Origin of the sequence: Paraburkholderia sp. NPDC080076 (assembly GCF_050281145.1) — a bacterium.
Taxonomy (GTDB): domain Bacteria; phylum Pseudomonadota; class Gammaproteobacteria; order Burkholderiales; family Burkholderiaceae; genus Paraburkholderia.
In genome coordinates this window covers 769303-782864 of sequence record NZ_JBNNWQ010000003.1, presented here as the reverse complement: position 1 = coordinate 782864, position 13562 = coordinate 769303, and the positions used below count along the sequence as shown (strand labels likewise).

At 63.1% G+C, this 13562-nt stretch carries 12 protein-coding genes and 1 pseudogene; 10 read left to right on the top strand and 3 right to left on the bottom strand.

Annotated features, from left to right (window positions below; all coding sequences use genetic code 11):
• The first annotated feature begins 184 nt into the window (after positions 1 to 184).
• The 6 genes from ACQKRQ_RS15755 (at position 185) to ACQKRQ_RS15730 (ending at position 6627) form a co-directional block, all read left to right on the top strand.
• Entirely contained in the window at positions 185 to 1435 is a 1251-nt protein-coding gene (locus ACQKRQ_RS15755) for a pyridoxal phosphate-dependent aminotransferase (RefSeq protein ID WP_408175796.1), read from the top strand.
• Between the two features lie 98 nt (positions 1436 to 1533).
• The gene (locus ACQKRQ_RS15750) at positions 1534 to 2865 is read left to right on the top strand and encodes a homoserine dehydrogenase (protein ID WP_132374792.1); all 1332 of its coding nucleotides are present in this window, start codon (positions 1534 to 1536) and stop codon (positions 2863 to 2865) included.
• An 8-nt stretch (positions 2866 to 2873) separates the two neighbouring features.
• Positions 2874 to 4325, top strand: coding sequence for a threonine synthase (gene thrC / locus ACQKRQ_RS15745; protein WP_132374791.1), 1452 nt, complete (start codon positions 2874 to 2876; stop codon positions 4323 to 4325).
• Positions 4326 to 4561: 236 nt separating this feature from the next.
• Positions 4562 to 5824 carry a molybdopterin molybdotransferase MoeA gene (locus ACQKRQ_RS15740; RefSeq protein WP_427478352.1) on the top strand — a complete coding sequence of 421 codons (1263 nt, stop codon included), beginning with the start codon at positions 4562 to 4564 and terminating at the stop codon, positions 5822 to 5824.
• Between the two features lie 26 nt (positions 5825 to 5850).
• The gene (gene moaD / locus ACQKRQ_RS15735; protein WP_132374790.1) at positions 5851 to 6108 is read left to right on the top strand and encodes a molybdopterin converting factor subunit 1; all 258 of its coding nucleotides are present in this window, start codon (positions 5851 to 5853) and stop codon (positions 6106 to 6108) included.
• Between the two features lie 42 nt (positions 6109 to 6150).
• Positions 6151 to 6627, top strand: coding sequence for a molybdenum cofactor biosynthesis protein MoaE (locus tag ACQKRQ_RS15730; RefSeq protein ID WP_427478022.1), 477 nt, complete (start codon positions 6151 to 6153; stop codon positions 6625 to 6627).
• Between the two features lie 154 nt (positions 6628 to 6781).
• Here ACQKRQ_RS15730 and ACQKRQ_RS15725 read toward each other — a convergent pair whose 3' ends face one another.
• Positions 6782 to 7327 (bottom strand): group III truncated hemoglobin, encoded by a 546-nt coding sequence (locus ACQKRQ_RS15725; protein WP_427478020.1) that lies wholly within the window; start codon positions 7325 to 7327, stop codon positions 6782 to 6784.
• A gap of 305 nt (positions 7328 to 7632) precedes the next feature.
• Here ACQKRQ_RS15725 and ACQKRQ_RS15720 point away from each other — a divergent pair, with 305 nt between their 5' ends.
• Both ACQKRQ_RS15720 and clpB read left to right on the top strand, forming a co-directional pair.
• Positions 7633 to 8133 carry an Rrf2 family transcriptional regulator gene (locus ACQKRQ_RS15720; protein WP_427478018.1) on the top strand — a complete coding sequence of 167 codons (501 nt, stop codon included), beginning with the start codon at positions 7633 to 7635 and terminating at the stop codon, positions 8131 to 8133.
• Between the two features lie 118 nt (positions 8134 to 8251).
• Positions 8252 to 10849 carry an ATP-dependent chaperone ClpB gene (gene clpB / locus ACQKRQ_RS15715; RefSeq protein WP_132374786.1) on the top strand — a complete coding sequence of 866 codons (2598 nt, stop codon included), beginning with the start codon at positions 8252 to 8254 and terminating at the stop codon, positions 10847 to 10849.
• Positions 10850 to 10999: 150 nt separating this feature from the next.
• Here the strand turns inward: clpB and ACQKRQ_RS15710 are convergent.
• Both ACQKRQ_RS15710 and ACQKRQ_RS15705 read right to left on the bottom strand, forming a co-directional pair.
• A pseudogene (locus ACQKRQ_RS15710) lies at positions 11000 to 11434 on the bottom strand (YidB family protein); the annotation flags it as partial.
• Positions 11435 to 11644: 210 nt separating this feature from the next.
• Entirely contained in the window at positions 11645 to 12235 is a 591-nt protein-coding gene (locus ACQKRQ_RS15705) for a ComEA family DNA-binding protein (RefSeq protein WP_408175581.1), read from the bottom strand.
• Positions 12236 to 12554: 319 nt separating this feature from the next.
• Between ACQKRQ_RS15705 and ACQKRQ_RS15700 the strand changes: the two genes are divergently transcribed.
• On the top strand, positions 12555 to 13049 hold the full coding sequence (locus ACQKRQ_RS15700; RefSeq protein WP_427478015.1) for a MerR family transcriptional regulator: 495 nt from the start codon (positions 12555 to 12557) through the stop codon (positions 13047 to 13049).
• On the top strand, positions 13001 to 13450 hold the full coding sequence (locus ACQKRQ_RS15695; RefSeq protein ID WP_427478013.1) for a carboxymuconolactone decarboxylase family protein: 450 nt from the start codon (positions 13001 to 13003) through the stop codon (positions 13448 to 13450). Before ACQKRQ_RS15700 ends, ACQKRQ_RS15695 begins: the two co-directional genes overlap by 49 nt.
• The last annotated feature ends 112 nt before the right edge of the window (positions 13451 to 13562 follow it).

Sequence of the window (13562 nt, the reverse complement as noted above, 5' to 3'; positions counted from 1 at the left end):
CCACAAGCCGCGCTGAGTCCACGGGTGCGGCCCACCGGCTACCCGCCTTGGTTTTGCCCGCTTTCGGCCGCTTTTCGTCTGCTTTTGTCTGTGTGTGTTCTGTTCGCTGCTGTACCGGTGCAATGCACCGCTGGCGCGCCTGAGGAACGCACGTCTGTTCGCCCAAGCCATCAACCAGGATGAAGTGCCCGCCGTGAAACCGATTCTCAAATCCAACAAGTTGTTGAATGTCTGTTATGACATTCGCGGGCCCGTCCTCGAACACGCGAAGCGGCTCGAAGAAGAGGGCCATCGCATCATCAAGCTGAACATCGGCAATCTCGCGCCGTTCGGCTTCGACGCGCCGGACGAAATCATTCAGGACATGATCCTGAACCTGCCGGGTTCGTCGGGTTACTCCGATTCCAAGGGTGTGTTCGCCGCGCGCAAGGCGATCATGCATTACACGCAGCAAAAGGGCGTGCACGGAGTCGAACTGGACGACATCTACATCGGCAACGGCGCGTCCGAGCTGATCGTGATGGCGCTGCAGGGCCTTTTGAACGACGGCGACGAAGTGCTGCTGCCCGCGCCCGATTACCCGTTGTGGACCGCCGGCGTGAGCCTGTCGGGCGGCACGCCGGTGCACTACATCTGCGACGAATCGAACAGCTGGATGCCCGACCTCGACGACATTCGCGCGAAGATCACGCCGAACACGCGCGCGCTCGTGGTCATCAACCCGAACAATCCGACCGGCGCGCTGTATTCGGACGAACTGCTGCTCGGCCTGATCGAGATTGCCCGCCAGCACGGCCTCGTAATCTTCGCCGACGAGGTCTACGACAAGATCGTCTACGACGGCAAGAAGCACACGTCCATGGCGGCGCTCTCCGAAGACGTGCTCACGGTCACCTTCAACAGTCTGTCGAAGAGCTACCGTTCGTGCGGTTATCGCGCCGGCTGGATGTTCATCTCCGGTCTGACCGCCGGCGAGAACCGCCGTCACGCCAAAGACTACTTCGAAGGGCTCGGCATTCTGGCGTCCATGCGCCTGTGCCCGAACGTGCCCGGCCAGTACGCGATCCAGACCGCGCTCGGCGGCTATCAGAGCATCAACGACCTGATCGTGCCGACCGGGCGCCTGTACAAACAGCGCGAACTCGCGTATGACATGTTGACGGCCATCCCGGGTGTGAGTTGCGTGAAGCCCGAAGCGGCGCTGTACATGTTTCCGCGTCTGGACCCGAAGATTTATCCGATTCAGGACGACCAGCAGTTCATACTCGACCTTCTGCTGGAAGAGCGTGTGCTGCTCGTGCAGGGCACGGGCTTTAACTGGAAAACGCCGGATCACTTCCGCGTCGTGTTCCTGCCGAACGTGGACGATCTCGCGGATTCGATCAACCGCATCGCGCGCTTCCTCGACGGTTACCGCAAGCGTCACTCTGCCTAGCGCACAATAGGGCGTACGACGCGGCTCCCATCGCGTCGCGCCGTCCGCCAGGCGCCACCCGTTTCCCTTTTAATCATCTACTCGAAAACACACGCTGCATGGAACCGATCAAAGTTGGACTGCTGGGCTTCGGCACGGTAGGCAGCGGCACCTTCACGGTACTGCGCCGCAATCAGGAAGAAATCAAACGCCGCGCGGGCCGCGGCATCGAGATTGCGCGCATTGCCGTGCGCAATCCCGCGAAGGCGACAGCGGCGCTGGGCAGCGAAGCCGGCACGGTGGCGCTGACCGATGACTTCAACGCGGTGGTCGACGATCCGTCGATCGATATCGTGGCCGAAATGATCGGCGGCACGGGCGTGGCGCGCGACCTCGTTCTGCGCGCGATCAAGAACCGCAAGCACGTGGTCACGGCCAACAAGGCGCTGCTCGCGGTGCACGGCACGGAGATTTTCGAAGCGGCGCGCGCCAACGGCGTGATGGTGGCGTTCGAGGCGGCGGTGGCGGGCGGCATTCCGATCATCAAGGCGCTGCGCGAGGGTCTGACGGCCAATCGCATCCAGTACATCGCGGGCATCATCAACGGCACGACGAACTACATCCTCTCGGAGATGCGCGACCGCGGGCTCGATTTCGCGACCGCATTGAAAGCCGCGCAGGAACTGGGCTACGCCGAAGCCGATCCGACCTTCGACATCGAAGGCGTGGACGCCGCGCACAAGGCGACCATCATGAGCGCGATCGCGTTCGGCGTGCCGGTGCAGTTCGACCGCGCCTACGTCGAAGGCATCAGCAAGCTCGCGGCGATCGACATCAAATATGCCGAGGAACTCGGCTACCGCATCAAGCTGCTCGGCATCGCGCGCCGCACCGACAAGGGCATCGAATTGCGCGTGCATCCCACGCTGATTCCGGAAAAGCGCCTGCTGGCGAACGTGGAAGGCGCGATGAACGCGGTCGTCGTGCACGGCGACGCGGTCGGCACCACGCTGTACTACGGCAAGGGCGCGGGCGCCGAGCCGACGGCCTCGGCCGTGGTGGCCGATCTGGTCGACGTGACGCGTCTGCACACGGCCGACCCGGAGCATCGCGTGCCGCATCTGGCGTTCCAGCCGGACAGCCTGTCGAGCACCCCGATCCTGCCGATCGACGAAGTCACGAGCGGCTACTACCTGCGTCTGCGGGTGGCGGACGTGACCGGCGTGCTGGCCGACATCACGCGCATTCTGGCCGACACCGGCATTTCGATCGACGCGCTGCTGCAGAAGGAATCGGAGCAGGTCGACGCGAACGGCAAGGGCGAAACCGACATCATCCTGATTACGCACGAAACGGTTGAGAAGAACGTCAACGCCGCGATCAAAACGATCGAAGCGTTGAAGACCGTTGTCTCGCAAGTCACGAAGCTGCGCATGGAAGCGCTGAACTAGGCCGAACTATGAACTACCTCTCCACGCGCGGCGCCGGAGCCGGCGAGCGCCATACCTTTTCCGACATCCTGCTGGGCGGTCTCGCCAAAGACGGCGGCCTCTACCTGCCGGCCGACTACCCGCGCGTCACGGCTGACGAACTGACGCGCTGGCGCACGCTGCCGTACGCGGACCTCGCCTTCGAGATCCTGTCCAAATTCAGCGACGACATTCCCGCCGAAGACCTGCGCGCGCTCACGCGTAAAACGTACACGGCGGCCACATACTGCAACGTGCGCGACGACGAAAGCGCCGCGCAGATCACGCCGCTGAAAACACTGGGCGTCGAGAACGGCGCGCCGCTGTCGCTGCTGGAACTGTCGAACGGTCCGACGCTCGCGTTCAAAGATATGGCGATGCAGTTGATCGGCAACCTGTTCGAATACGCGCTCGCCAAGCACGGCGAAACGCTGAACATTCTCGGCGCGACCTCGGGCGACACCGGCAGCGCCGCGGAATATGCGATGCGCGGCAAAAAGGGCATCAGCGTGTTCATGCTGTCGCCGCACAAGAAGATGAGCGCGTTCCAGACCGCGCAGATGTACAGCCTGCAGGACCCGAACATCTTCAATATCGCCGTGGAAGGCGTGTTCGACGACGCGCAGGACATCGTCAAGGCTGTGTCGAACGATCACGCGTTCAAGGCGAAGTACAAGATCGGCACGGTCAACTCGATCAACTGGGCGCGCGTCGTCGCGCAGGTCGTGTACTACTTCAAGGGCTATTTCGAAGCCACGAAGTCGAACGACGAGCGCGTGTCGTTCACGGTGCCGTCGGGCAACTTCGGCAACGTGTGCGCGGGCCACATCGCGCGCATGATGGGCTTGCCGATCGAGAAGCTGGTCGTCGCGACCAACGAAAACGACGTGCTCGACGAGTTCTTCCGCACCGGCATTTATCGCGTGCGCAAGGCGGCCGAGACGTATCACACCAGCAGCCCGAGCATGGACATTTCGAAGGCGTCGAACTTCGAGCGTTTCGTGTTCGATCTGCTCGGCCGCGATCCGGCGCGCGTGCTGCAACTGTTCCGCGATGTCGAGGAGAAAGGCGGCTTCGATCTCGCGGCGAGCGGCGATTTCGCGCGCGTGAAGGAGTTCGGTTTCGTGTCGGGCAGCAGCAGCCATGACAGCCGCGTGGATACGATCCGCGACGTGTTCGAACGTTACGACACGATGATCGACACGCACACGGCCGACGGTCTGAAGGTGGCGCGCGAACATCTGCAGCCGGGCATTCCGATGATCGTGCTGGAGACGGCGCAACCGATCAAGTTCGGCGAGACGATCCGCGAAGCGCTGTTGCGCGAGCCGGAGCGGCCGGCCGCATTCTCGGGCCTGGAGTCGCTGCCGCAGCGTTTCGAAGTGCTGCCGGCGGATGCGCAGCGCGTGAAGGACTTCATTGTGGCGAAGGCGGGCGCTTAAGACGCGGTTGCCGTGAAGCGTGAGCGCGTTGTCCAGGGCTCACGCAGCCTGGCCGACATGCTCCAGGCGCCTCACGCAAAATGACGCTTGCCGCGAAGCCTCGCGGCAAGCGCTCAAGCTCCAAAAAACTCCCCTCATAACGCCCGCCGCCCAGGCTATCTGCTTCGACCGCTACAATATTCTTTTAACCTGCGGCTTCGAGACCTGAGATGTCCACACCCACGCCCCGCGCGCCGATGCTCGCCACCGCCGAAGCCTTGGCGACCCTGCTCAGCGCAGCGAGTCCGATTGCCGGCACAGAATCGATCCCCACGCTGGAAGCGCTGAACCGCGTGCTCGCGGCCGACGTCACGTCGCCGCTCGACGTCCCGCCGATGAACACGAGTTCAATGGACGGCTACGCGATCCGCACGGCGGATCTGACGGTGCAGGGCAACAGCCGCTTGCCGGTCTCGCAGCGCATTCCGGCCGGTCACGCGCCGGAGCCACTGAAGCCCGGCACGGCGGCGCGCATCTTCACCGGCGCCACGGTGCCGCCCGGCGCCGACGCGATCGTGATGCAGGAGCAAACCGAAGCCGCCGGCGCGGAAGTCACGATCCTGCACAGTCCGCAAGCGGGTGAATGGATCACGGCGCAGGGCGCGGATATCCGCCGCGGCTCGGTCATTCTTCCGGTGGGCACGCGGCTTACGCCGCAGGCGCTGGGACTCGCCGCCTCGGTCGGTTGCGCCGAACTGGTGGTGCGGCGGCGCGTCAAGGTCGCCGTCTTCTTCACCGGAGACGAGCTGACCATGCCCGGCGAGCCGCTGAAGCCGGGCGCGATCTACAACTCGAACCGTTTCACGCTGCGCGGCCTGCTGGAGAAGCTCGGCTGCGAAGTCACCGACTACGGCATCGTCGTGGACAAGCTCGACGCGACCCGCGCGACGCTGCGCGAAGCCGCCGAGGCGCATGACCTCATCCTGACTTGCGGCGGCGTGTCGGTGGGCGAGGAGGATCACGTGAAGCCGGCTGTGGAGGCAGAGGGCCGGCTTGCGATGTGGCAGATCGCGATGAAGCCGGGCAAGCCGCTCGCGTTCGGCGCGGTGCGCCGCGCGGCGCAGCGTGGTGAGGCGGCGGAGTCGGCATCCGCTGCGGCATTGGCCTCGGCCTCGGCGGAAACCTTCTTTATCGGTTTGCCCGGCAATCCGGTGTCCAGCTTCGCCACCTTCCTGCTGTTCGTGCGTCCGTTCATCCTGAGCCTCGCCGGCGTGCAGACGGTCGCGCCGCGCGCACTGTCGCTGCGGGCGGATTTCACGCAGAGCAAGGCCGACCGCCGCAACGAATTCCTGCGCGCGCGCATCAACCCGGCCGGCGGCCTCGATCTGTTTCCGAATCAAAGTTCGGCCGTGCTGACGTCGACGGTCTGGGGCGACGGCCTGATCGACAATCCGCCCAATCACGCGATCAGCGCCGGCGAGACCGTGCGCTTCATTCCTTTTTCCGAATTGCTGAACTGAGGCCGGCCAGAGCCGGTGGCATCCCGATGAAGATTCAACTGCGATATTTTGCGAGCGTGCGTGAAGCGCTCGACCTGGCCGACGAAACCGTCGACCTGCCCGACGGCATCGCGACCGTCGGCGATGTGCGCGCGTGGCTGCGCGTGCGCGGCGGCATCTGGGCCGACACGCTGGCTGAAGGCCGCGCGCTGCGCATGGCCTGCAATCACGTGATGACCAGCGCCGGCACGCGCGTCACCGAAGGCTGCGAAGTCGCGTTTTTTCCGCCTGTCACCGGTGGCTGAGCCGTAACGCCGCCACGTCGCTTAACCGCATAGGAGCCACAGATGCCCGTTCGCGTCCAGACGGAAGACTTCGACCTCACCGCCGAGGTCGCCGCATTGCGCGCGCGCAATCCGAAGATCGGCGCGGTGGCGTGCTTCGTCGGCACCGTGCGCGATCTGAACGACGGCGGCGCGGTCGAGACGATGGAGCTCGAACACTATCCCGGCATGACGGAGAAGTCGCTGGAGGCGATCATCGTGAGCGCGCGGGAGCGCTGGCCGGGCATCGAGGTGTCGATCGTGCATCGGGTCGGCAAGCTCTATCCGCTCGATCAGATCGTGCTGGTGGCGACGACGGCCATGCATCGCGGGGAAGCGTTCGCGTCGTGCGAATTCGTGATGGACTACCTGAAGACCCAGGCGCCGTTCTGGAAGAAAGAGAAGACCGAGGCCGGTGAGCACTGGGTCGATGCCCGCGTCACTGACGACGCGGCGCTCGCCCGCTGGGGCATTGAATCGGGCAATCGGACGGGGGAATAGACGCGGCGGGTTCGGGTTTGCAGGATTCTGCGGGCCAAACAAGCATCTTGGCGTCACTCACGACGTTCTGAAGCGCTCGCAAAACTGTAACCGCTCGGGTGATGCTTTCCGGCCCGCCGGATGGGATAAAACGACCCTGAAGCCTGAACCCGGCTCATTCATCCCGCGCCCGGCCAATGATCCGCGCCGGAAGCGGCTCGCCTGACGGACGCGCCGCGTGAGCCGCATCCTCACCGTCGCGCGGACGCCGTTTCGGCGTAACGCGCTCCAGCAGCGCCTGCTGTTCCTCCGGAATCTTGTAGTCCCAGCCGAAACGGCTCAACTGTAGACTCTGCGCGATCCGCAGCGCCGGTTCCATGAAGCGCACCGCCGCGGCGGGCCGATAACGCGATTCGACCGTATCCAGAAACAGATACAGCCAGCGGCTGAAGTGCTGCGGCTCGATTCCCTCGAGCGGCTGATGCGCCTGCTGCACGTTGCCGCGGTATTGCTTCGCGCCCAGCACGAGGCTGCCCCAGAACGTGCACATCTTGGGCAGATGATCGTCCCAGCGGCCCGCCAGCGTCGTGTCGAATACAGGGCCGAGCAGCGCATCGGCACGCACGCGGTCGTAAAAGCCGTAGACGAGCTCGCGAATATTCGCCTCGGTGGGTTCGGCGGCGCGCTCGACGACCGGCGCGGCAGGGAAGGACGGGTTCATGCAAATTCCAAAAGAATGCGGCTATTCATCGCGCCTCGCAATAGGGCGCCGCGGAGCGTCAGGAATGGCCTCAAATCGAGGCCGAATGGAAGGAAGTAGGATGCGAACACCCCGCTTTTCGTAAGAATGCCCCAGGCAGGAAACGTTACCATTACTGCCGGACGACCCACCCCGCCTGTCTGCGCAGAACCGGAAAATATGCGTAGCGCCTGCATCTTAGGGCGAAGCGACGGCCCACGGCAACCCTTGCATGGACGCGGTTATCTCCCGGATCGCGGCTTGCGCTCATTGCGATACCTGCACTCATGAGACTGACCGACTATACGGATTACTCACTACGCGTCCTGCTCTACCTCGCTGTTCGCGGCAGCGGGTTGTCGACGATCCAGGACATTTCAGACGCGTACGGCATTTCCAAGAACCACTTGATGAAAGTCGTGCAGCAACTCGGCGAACTCGGCTGGGTCGAGACCGTGCGCGGTCGCAACGGCGGCTTGCGGCTCGCGGAACAGACGAACGCGCTGACTGTCGGCGAAATCGTGCGCGCGACGGAAAGCGACTTTGCGCTGGTCGGCTGCTTTCCGGACCAGCACGGTGAGCGCCGTGGTTGCGTGATTACCGCGCAGTGCCGTCTGCGAAACACGCTCGAGGCGGCGCGCAATGCCTTCCTCGCCGAACTCGACCGTCATACCATTGGAGAGGTGGCGCAACCGCACGGCCCGTTGGCCGCGCTGCTCGGTTTGAGCAACGTGATTCCGATTACGCCGGTCGCATCGGCTGGCGGCGACTCTACGTCGCTGGCCTGAATGCGCCAGGCATTTCTCTCGCGTCAAATGGTAAATAGTTGACGCTTGAGGCAAAAAAGCGCTTGAAACCTGGATAAAACGCCTCATTTTGGTGGTAATCGAAATTGGAGGTCGCTTGATGAGAATCGACAAACTCACCACTAAATTCCAGGAAGCGCTGGCGGATGCCCAGAGTCTGGCCGTCGGCCATGACAATCAATACATCGAACCGGTTCACGTCCTTTCGGCGCTCGTCGCCCAACACGATGGCTCGGCGCGCTCGCTGCTCTCGCGTGCCGGCGTGCATGTGCAGGCGCTGCAAACGGCGCTCGGCGACGCCATGACGCGTCTGCCGCAAGTGCAGGGCACGGACGGCAACGTGCAGATCGGCCGCGAGCTGACCGGTCTGCTGAACCAGGCAGACAAGGAAGCACAAAAGCTCAACGACACGTTCATCGCGAGCGAGATGTTCCTGCTCGCGGTCGCGGACGACAAAGGCGAGGCCGGCCGTCTCGCGCGTCAGCACGGCTTGTCGCGCAAGTCGCTGGAAAGCGCGATCGCCGCGGTGCGCGGCGGCTCGCAAGTGCATAGCCAGGACGCCGAAAGCCAGCGTGAAGCGCTGAAGAAATACACCGTGGATCTGACCGAGCGCGCGCGGGCCGGCAAGCTCGATCCGGTGATCGGCCGCGACGACGAAATCCGTCGTTCGATCCAGATCCTGCAACGCCGCACCAAGAACAACCCCGTGCTGATCGGCGAACCGGGCGTGGGTAAGACCGCGATCGTCGAAGGTCTGGCGCAGCGTATCGTCAACGGCGAAGTGCCGGAAACGCTGAAGGGCAAGCGCGTGTTGTCGCTCGATATGGCGGCCTTGCTGGCCGGCGCCAAGTATCGCGGCGAGTTCGAGGAACGCCTGAAGGCCGTGCTGAGCGACATCGCGAAAGACGAAGGCCAGACCATCGTCTTCATCGACGAAATTCACACCATGGTCGGCGCGGGCAAGGCCGAAGGCGCAATGGACGCGGGCAATATGCTGAAGCCGGCGCTCTCGCGCGGCGAACTGCATTGCGTCGGCGCGACCACGCTCGACGAATATCGCAAGTACATCGAAAAGGATGCCGCGCTCGAGCGCCGCTTCCAGAAGGTGCTGGTCGACGAACCGACGGTGGAAGCGACCATCGCGATCCTGCGCGGTCTGCAGGAAAAGTACGAGCTGCATCACGGCGTCGATATCACCGACCCGGCGATCGTGGCGGCGGCGGAACTGTCGCATCGCTACATCACGGATCGTTTCCTGCCGGACAAGGCCATCGACCTGATCGACGAAGCCGCTTCGAAGATCAAGATGGAAATCGACTCGAAGCCGGAAGAAATGGACCGGCTCGACCGTCGTTTGATCCAGTTGAAGATCGAACGCGAAGCCGTCAAGAAGGAAAAAGACGAAGCGTCGCAAAAGCGTCTGCAATTGATCGAGGAAGAAATCGAGCGGCTGAATCGCGAATATTCGGACCTCGAAGAAATCTGGACTGCGGAAAAAGCCGCGGTGCAGGGCAGCGCGCAACTGAAGGAAGAGATCGAGAAAACGCGGGCGGAAATCACGCGTTTGCAACGTGAAGGCAAGCTGGAAAAGGTCGCTGAATTGCAGTACGGCAAGCTGCCTGGTCTCGAAGCGCAGTTGAAGGAAGTGACCAAGGCCGAGGCGAACGAGCAGAACAATCCGACGCGTCCGCGGCTCTTGCGCACGCAGGTCGGTGCGGAAGAAATTGCTGAAGTCGTGTCGCGTTCCACCGGTATTCCGGTGTCGCGCATGATGCAGGGCGAACGCGAAAAGCTGCTGCAGATCGAGGAAAAGCTGCACGCGCGCGTGGTCGGCCAGGACGAGGCGATCAGCGCGGTGGCCGATGCGATCCGCCGCTCGCGCGCGGGTCTGTCGGATCCGAACCGGCCGTACGGTTCGTTCCTGTTCCTCGGACCGACCGGCGTGGGCAAGACCGAGTTGTGCAAGGCGTTGGCGTCGTTCCTGTTCGATTCGGAAGATCATCTGATCCGTATCGACATGAGCGAATTCATGGAGAAGCACAGCGTCGCGCGGTTGATCGGTGCGCCGCCGGGATATGTCGGCTACGAAGAAGGCGGTTATCTGACCGAAGCCGTGCGTCGCAAGCCGTATAGCGTGATCCTGCTCGACGAAATCGAGAAGGCGCATCCGGACGTGTTCAACGTGCTGCTGCAAGTGCTCGACGACGGCCGCATGACCGATGGACAGGGCCGCACCGTGGACTTCAAGAACACGGTGATCGTGATGACGTCGAACCTCGGTTCGCAAGTGATCCAGTCGATGGTCGGCGAGCCGCAGGAAGCGGTGAAGGACGCGGTCTGGGAAGAAGTGAAGCTGCACTTCCGGCCCGAGTTCCTGAACCGGATCGACGACGTCGTGGTGTTCCATGCGCTCGACCGCTCGAATATCCAGTCGATCGCGCGGATCCAGTTGCAACGTCTGCATGAGCGGCTGGCCAAGCTCGACATGCAACTGGTGGTGTCGGATTCGGCGCTCGAGCACGTCGGCAAGGTCGGCTACGATCCGCTGTTCGGCGCGCGGCCGTTAAAGCGCGCGATCCAGCAGGAGATCGAGAACCCGGTCGCCAAGCTGATACTCGCCGGCAAGTTCGGTCCGAAGGACGTGATTCCGGTCGAACTGGAAGAAGGCAAGCTGGTGTTCGAACGCGTCGTGCATTAAGCGAAACGCGTTCTACGGAGAGAGGAACGGCGGCGGTCGAGCCGTTCCCGACGACGTTAAAAAGCGGCAACGAAGGTGACTTCGTTGCCGCTTTTTTATGCCCGTTGATTGCGCAAGCGGGCACACGGGCAGGCGAGGCCGCCCGCGTTGTTACGCGTTGCCTTTACCGAATAGCGCGGACAAGCCGCCGAGCGCGCCGAGTACGGTGGTGGCGTTCAGCTTGCCTTCGGCCGGCACTTCGCCTTCCGGCGTGGCCGCGTTGACGACGTGCGGCAGAATCTGCGACAGCAGGCCAGTGACCTGATCCGGCTGCACGCCGGCCTTCGCCGCGAGGTTGGTCACGGTCTCCGAGCCAAGCACGCTATGCAGCGCATCGGGCGCGATCGGCTGGTTCTCGCCGTTGCTGACCCACGAGGTCACGATGTCGCCGAGGCCTTTTTCCTTGAAACGGTCGATCAGGCCGTTCAGCCCGCCCGGCTGGCTATTGACGAATTCGAGTGCGGCCGAAACCAGGGCTTGCTGGCCACCGCCTTCGGGGGATTTGCCAACCAGGGAACCGAGTGTGTCGAGTAGGCTCATGACGGTCTCTCTTGAATGCCGACACGTGCTTGACGGGTCAGCGGGTAAAAACGCTGCGCGGTTGCGCGGCGCCGTGGAAGGAAGGCGGGCGGCGGCGCGGCGGCGCTGATGGTTCGTCGCGTGGAATCACGCGCGTATCACCTGGGCCGTTACGCTGCCGGCGCACAATCCTGTTTCGTACTCCGTTTCATTCTGTCCGGTCCTCGTTTCGTGCGGTCAGGCACCGCCCGAGGCCGCCGCAGCCGATGCGGCCTTGCTCTTCTTGGCTTTCTTCTTCGATGCTTTGGTATCCGAGGCATCAGCCGGCGCCGCCGCTGCCGCAGTAGCCGGCGCGGAAGCCGCTGCTGCCTCGGACGCCGCAGCTTTGCTCTTCTTCTTCGACTTCGACGCCTTCGCGCCGGAGGCATCCGCCGGGGCGGCTGGCGTCGTGTTCGCAGCCGTGGTTGGCGCCGCCGTAGGCGCAGTAGCCGCGGGCGCTGCCTTGGTGCCTGCCGTGCTGCTCGGCTTCGCAGCGGGCTTGGCGCCGCTCGGCGGCGTGGACGAGCCATTGATCGTCAGTCCGGCCGCTTCGAGATTGGTCACCGATTTGGCTCCGATGCCCTTGACGCGCGTGGCGAGATCATCGGCGTCTTTGAACGGGCCATTCTTGGTGCGTTCGTCGATGATCGCTTTCGCATGCACCGGGCCAATACCCTTAACCGATTCGAGCGCCGCCTGATCGGCGGAGTTCACTTCGACGGCCGCCGCAAATCCGGCCGACAGCGACAAAGCCAAAGCGACGCAAAGCATTAAAAGCTTCTTCAGCATGGCAAGCACTCCATTGAGGGCAAAAAAGTGAGCCGCAAAGGGACGACTCAAACGACTCGGGACGACTCATCCTGTCAGCATTCGCTGCGCTTAAGCATAGAACAAATTGCGCGCCCTTATTTGCGAACGCGGACGAGTTATACCGATCGATTCATGACAAGTAAATCAGTGTGAGCAAGATTTAAACCTTTTGCCTCGTTATTAGGCTGTTATGAGTTTATCGATCAAACCCCACGCCATAAAAAATGACCGTGCAGACAAATGACAGCACGACGCGCTTGACTTAGAGTGCACTCGAAGTCCTAACCTGAGTTCCGTCATGCCGAATATCTCGAAAGCACTCACCATCGGGCAGGTCGCTGAAACGATCGGCGTTTCGACGCATACGCTGCGCTACTACGAACAGGCCGGGCTGATTCGCGCCGTCGGCCGCACGCAGGCGGGGCATCGGCTGTATTCGCCGGCCGATCTCGACTGGCTGCAGTTCGTGATGCGCCTGAAGGCGACCGGTATGCCGATCGCCGGCATGCAGGCGTTCGCGGCGTTGCGCGCGCAAGGTCAGCCGACGGTGGGCGCGCGCCGCGACATGCTTGTGGCGCATCGGGATGCGGTTTTGGCGCGAATCGCCGAGTTGCAGATCAACCTCGGCGCGATCGTCGACAAGATCGCGTACTACGAAGCGGCCGGGCGCGCGCCGGCCGCCGATCATTCGACACGACAGACCGACGAAACCCAGGCGCATTCACATTCGGAAGAGGACTCACCATGGACCACGCACACAACGACCGCTACACCCGAGGCTGGGACAAACTGAAGCAGATCGACGGCTCGGCCGGCGAGCAGGTGATCGCCGCGCTCGCGCCGATCGCGCCGGATTTTGGCCGTCTGCTGATTGAATTCGGCTTCGGCGATATTTACAGCCGGCCGCAACTCGATCTGCGCGCGCGTGAAATCGTCACGATCGCCTCGTTGGCCACGCTCGGCTGCGCGCAGCCGCAGTTGAAGGTGCATATCGAGGCGGCGTTGAACGTCGGCTGCACGCGCGAGGAGATCGTCGAGGTGTTCATGCAGATGGCGCTTTATGCGGGATTTCCGGCGGCGCTGAATGCGCTGTTTGCCGCACGCGAGATTTTCGAGCGCCATGATCAGGCATTGAATGACGCGCAATCGGCGAGCGCCGCGCAGGTGCGGGAGGAGGAAGCCCACGCGGGTTGAGATCCGCGAGGCAAGGGCAGGGCAAGCGGCTGCGTTGCGCAGCCGCTTTTATTGAGACTCCAACGCAACTAACGGTCTATCATTACCAGCCACTACGACAGAGCGTATGTGG

Coding starts and splice junctions, on each gene's coding strand:
- moaD (WP_132374790.1), top strand. CDS start 5,851: ATGAAGATTCAACTGCGATATTTTGCGAGCGTGCGTGAAGCGCTCGAC.
- ACQKRQ_RS15725 (WP_427478020.1), bottom strand. CDS start 7,327: ATGAACCCGTCCTTCCCTGCCGCGCCGGTCGTCGAGCGCGCCGCCGAA.
- ACQKRQ_RS15740 (WP_427478352.1), top strand. CDS start 4,562: ATGCTCGCCACCGCCGAAGCCTTGGCGACCCTGCTCAGCGCAGCGAGT.
- ACQKRQ_RS15700 (WP_427478015.1), top strand. CDS start 12,555: ATGCCGAATATCTCGAAAGCACTCACCATCGGGCAGGTCGCTGAAACG.
- ACQKRQ_RS15730 (WP_427478022.1), top strand. CDS start 6,151: ATGCCCGTTCGCGTCCAGACGGAAGACTTCGACCTCACCGCCGAGGTC.
- ACQKRQ_RS15720 (WP_427478018.1), top strand. CDS start 7,633: ATGAGACTGACCGACTATACGGATTACTCACTACGCGTCCTGCTCTAC.
- ACQKRQ_RS15695 (WP_427478013.1), top strand. CDS start 13,001: ATGGACCACGCACACAACGACCGCTACACCCGAGGCTGGGACAAACTG.
- ACQKRQ_RS15705 (WP_408175581.1), bottom strand. CDS start 12,235: ATGCTGAAGAAGCTTTTAATGCTTTGCGTCGCTTTGGCTTTGTCGCTG.
- thrC (WP_132374791.1), top strand. CDS start 2,874: ATGAACTACCTCTCCACGCGCGGCGCCGGAGCCGGCGAGCGCCATACC.
- clpB (WP_132374786.1), top strand. CDS start 8,252: ATGAGAATCGACAAACTCACCACTAAATTCCAGGAAGCGCTGGCGGAT.
- ACQKRQ_RS15750 (WP_132374792.1), top strand. CDS start 1,534: ATGGAACCGATCAAAGTTGGACTGCTGGGCTTCGGCACGGTAGGCAGC.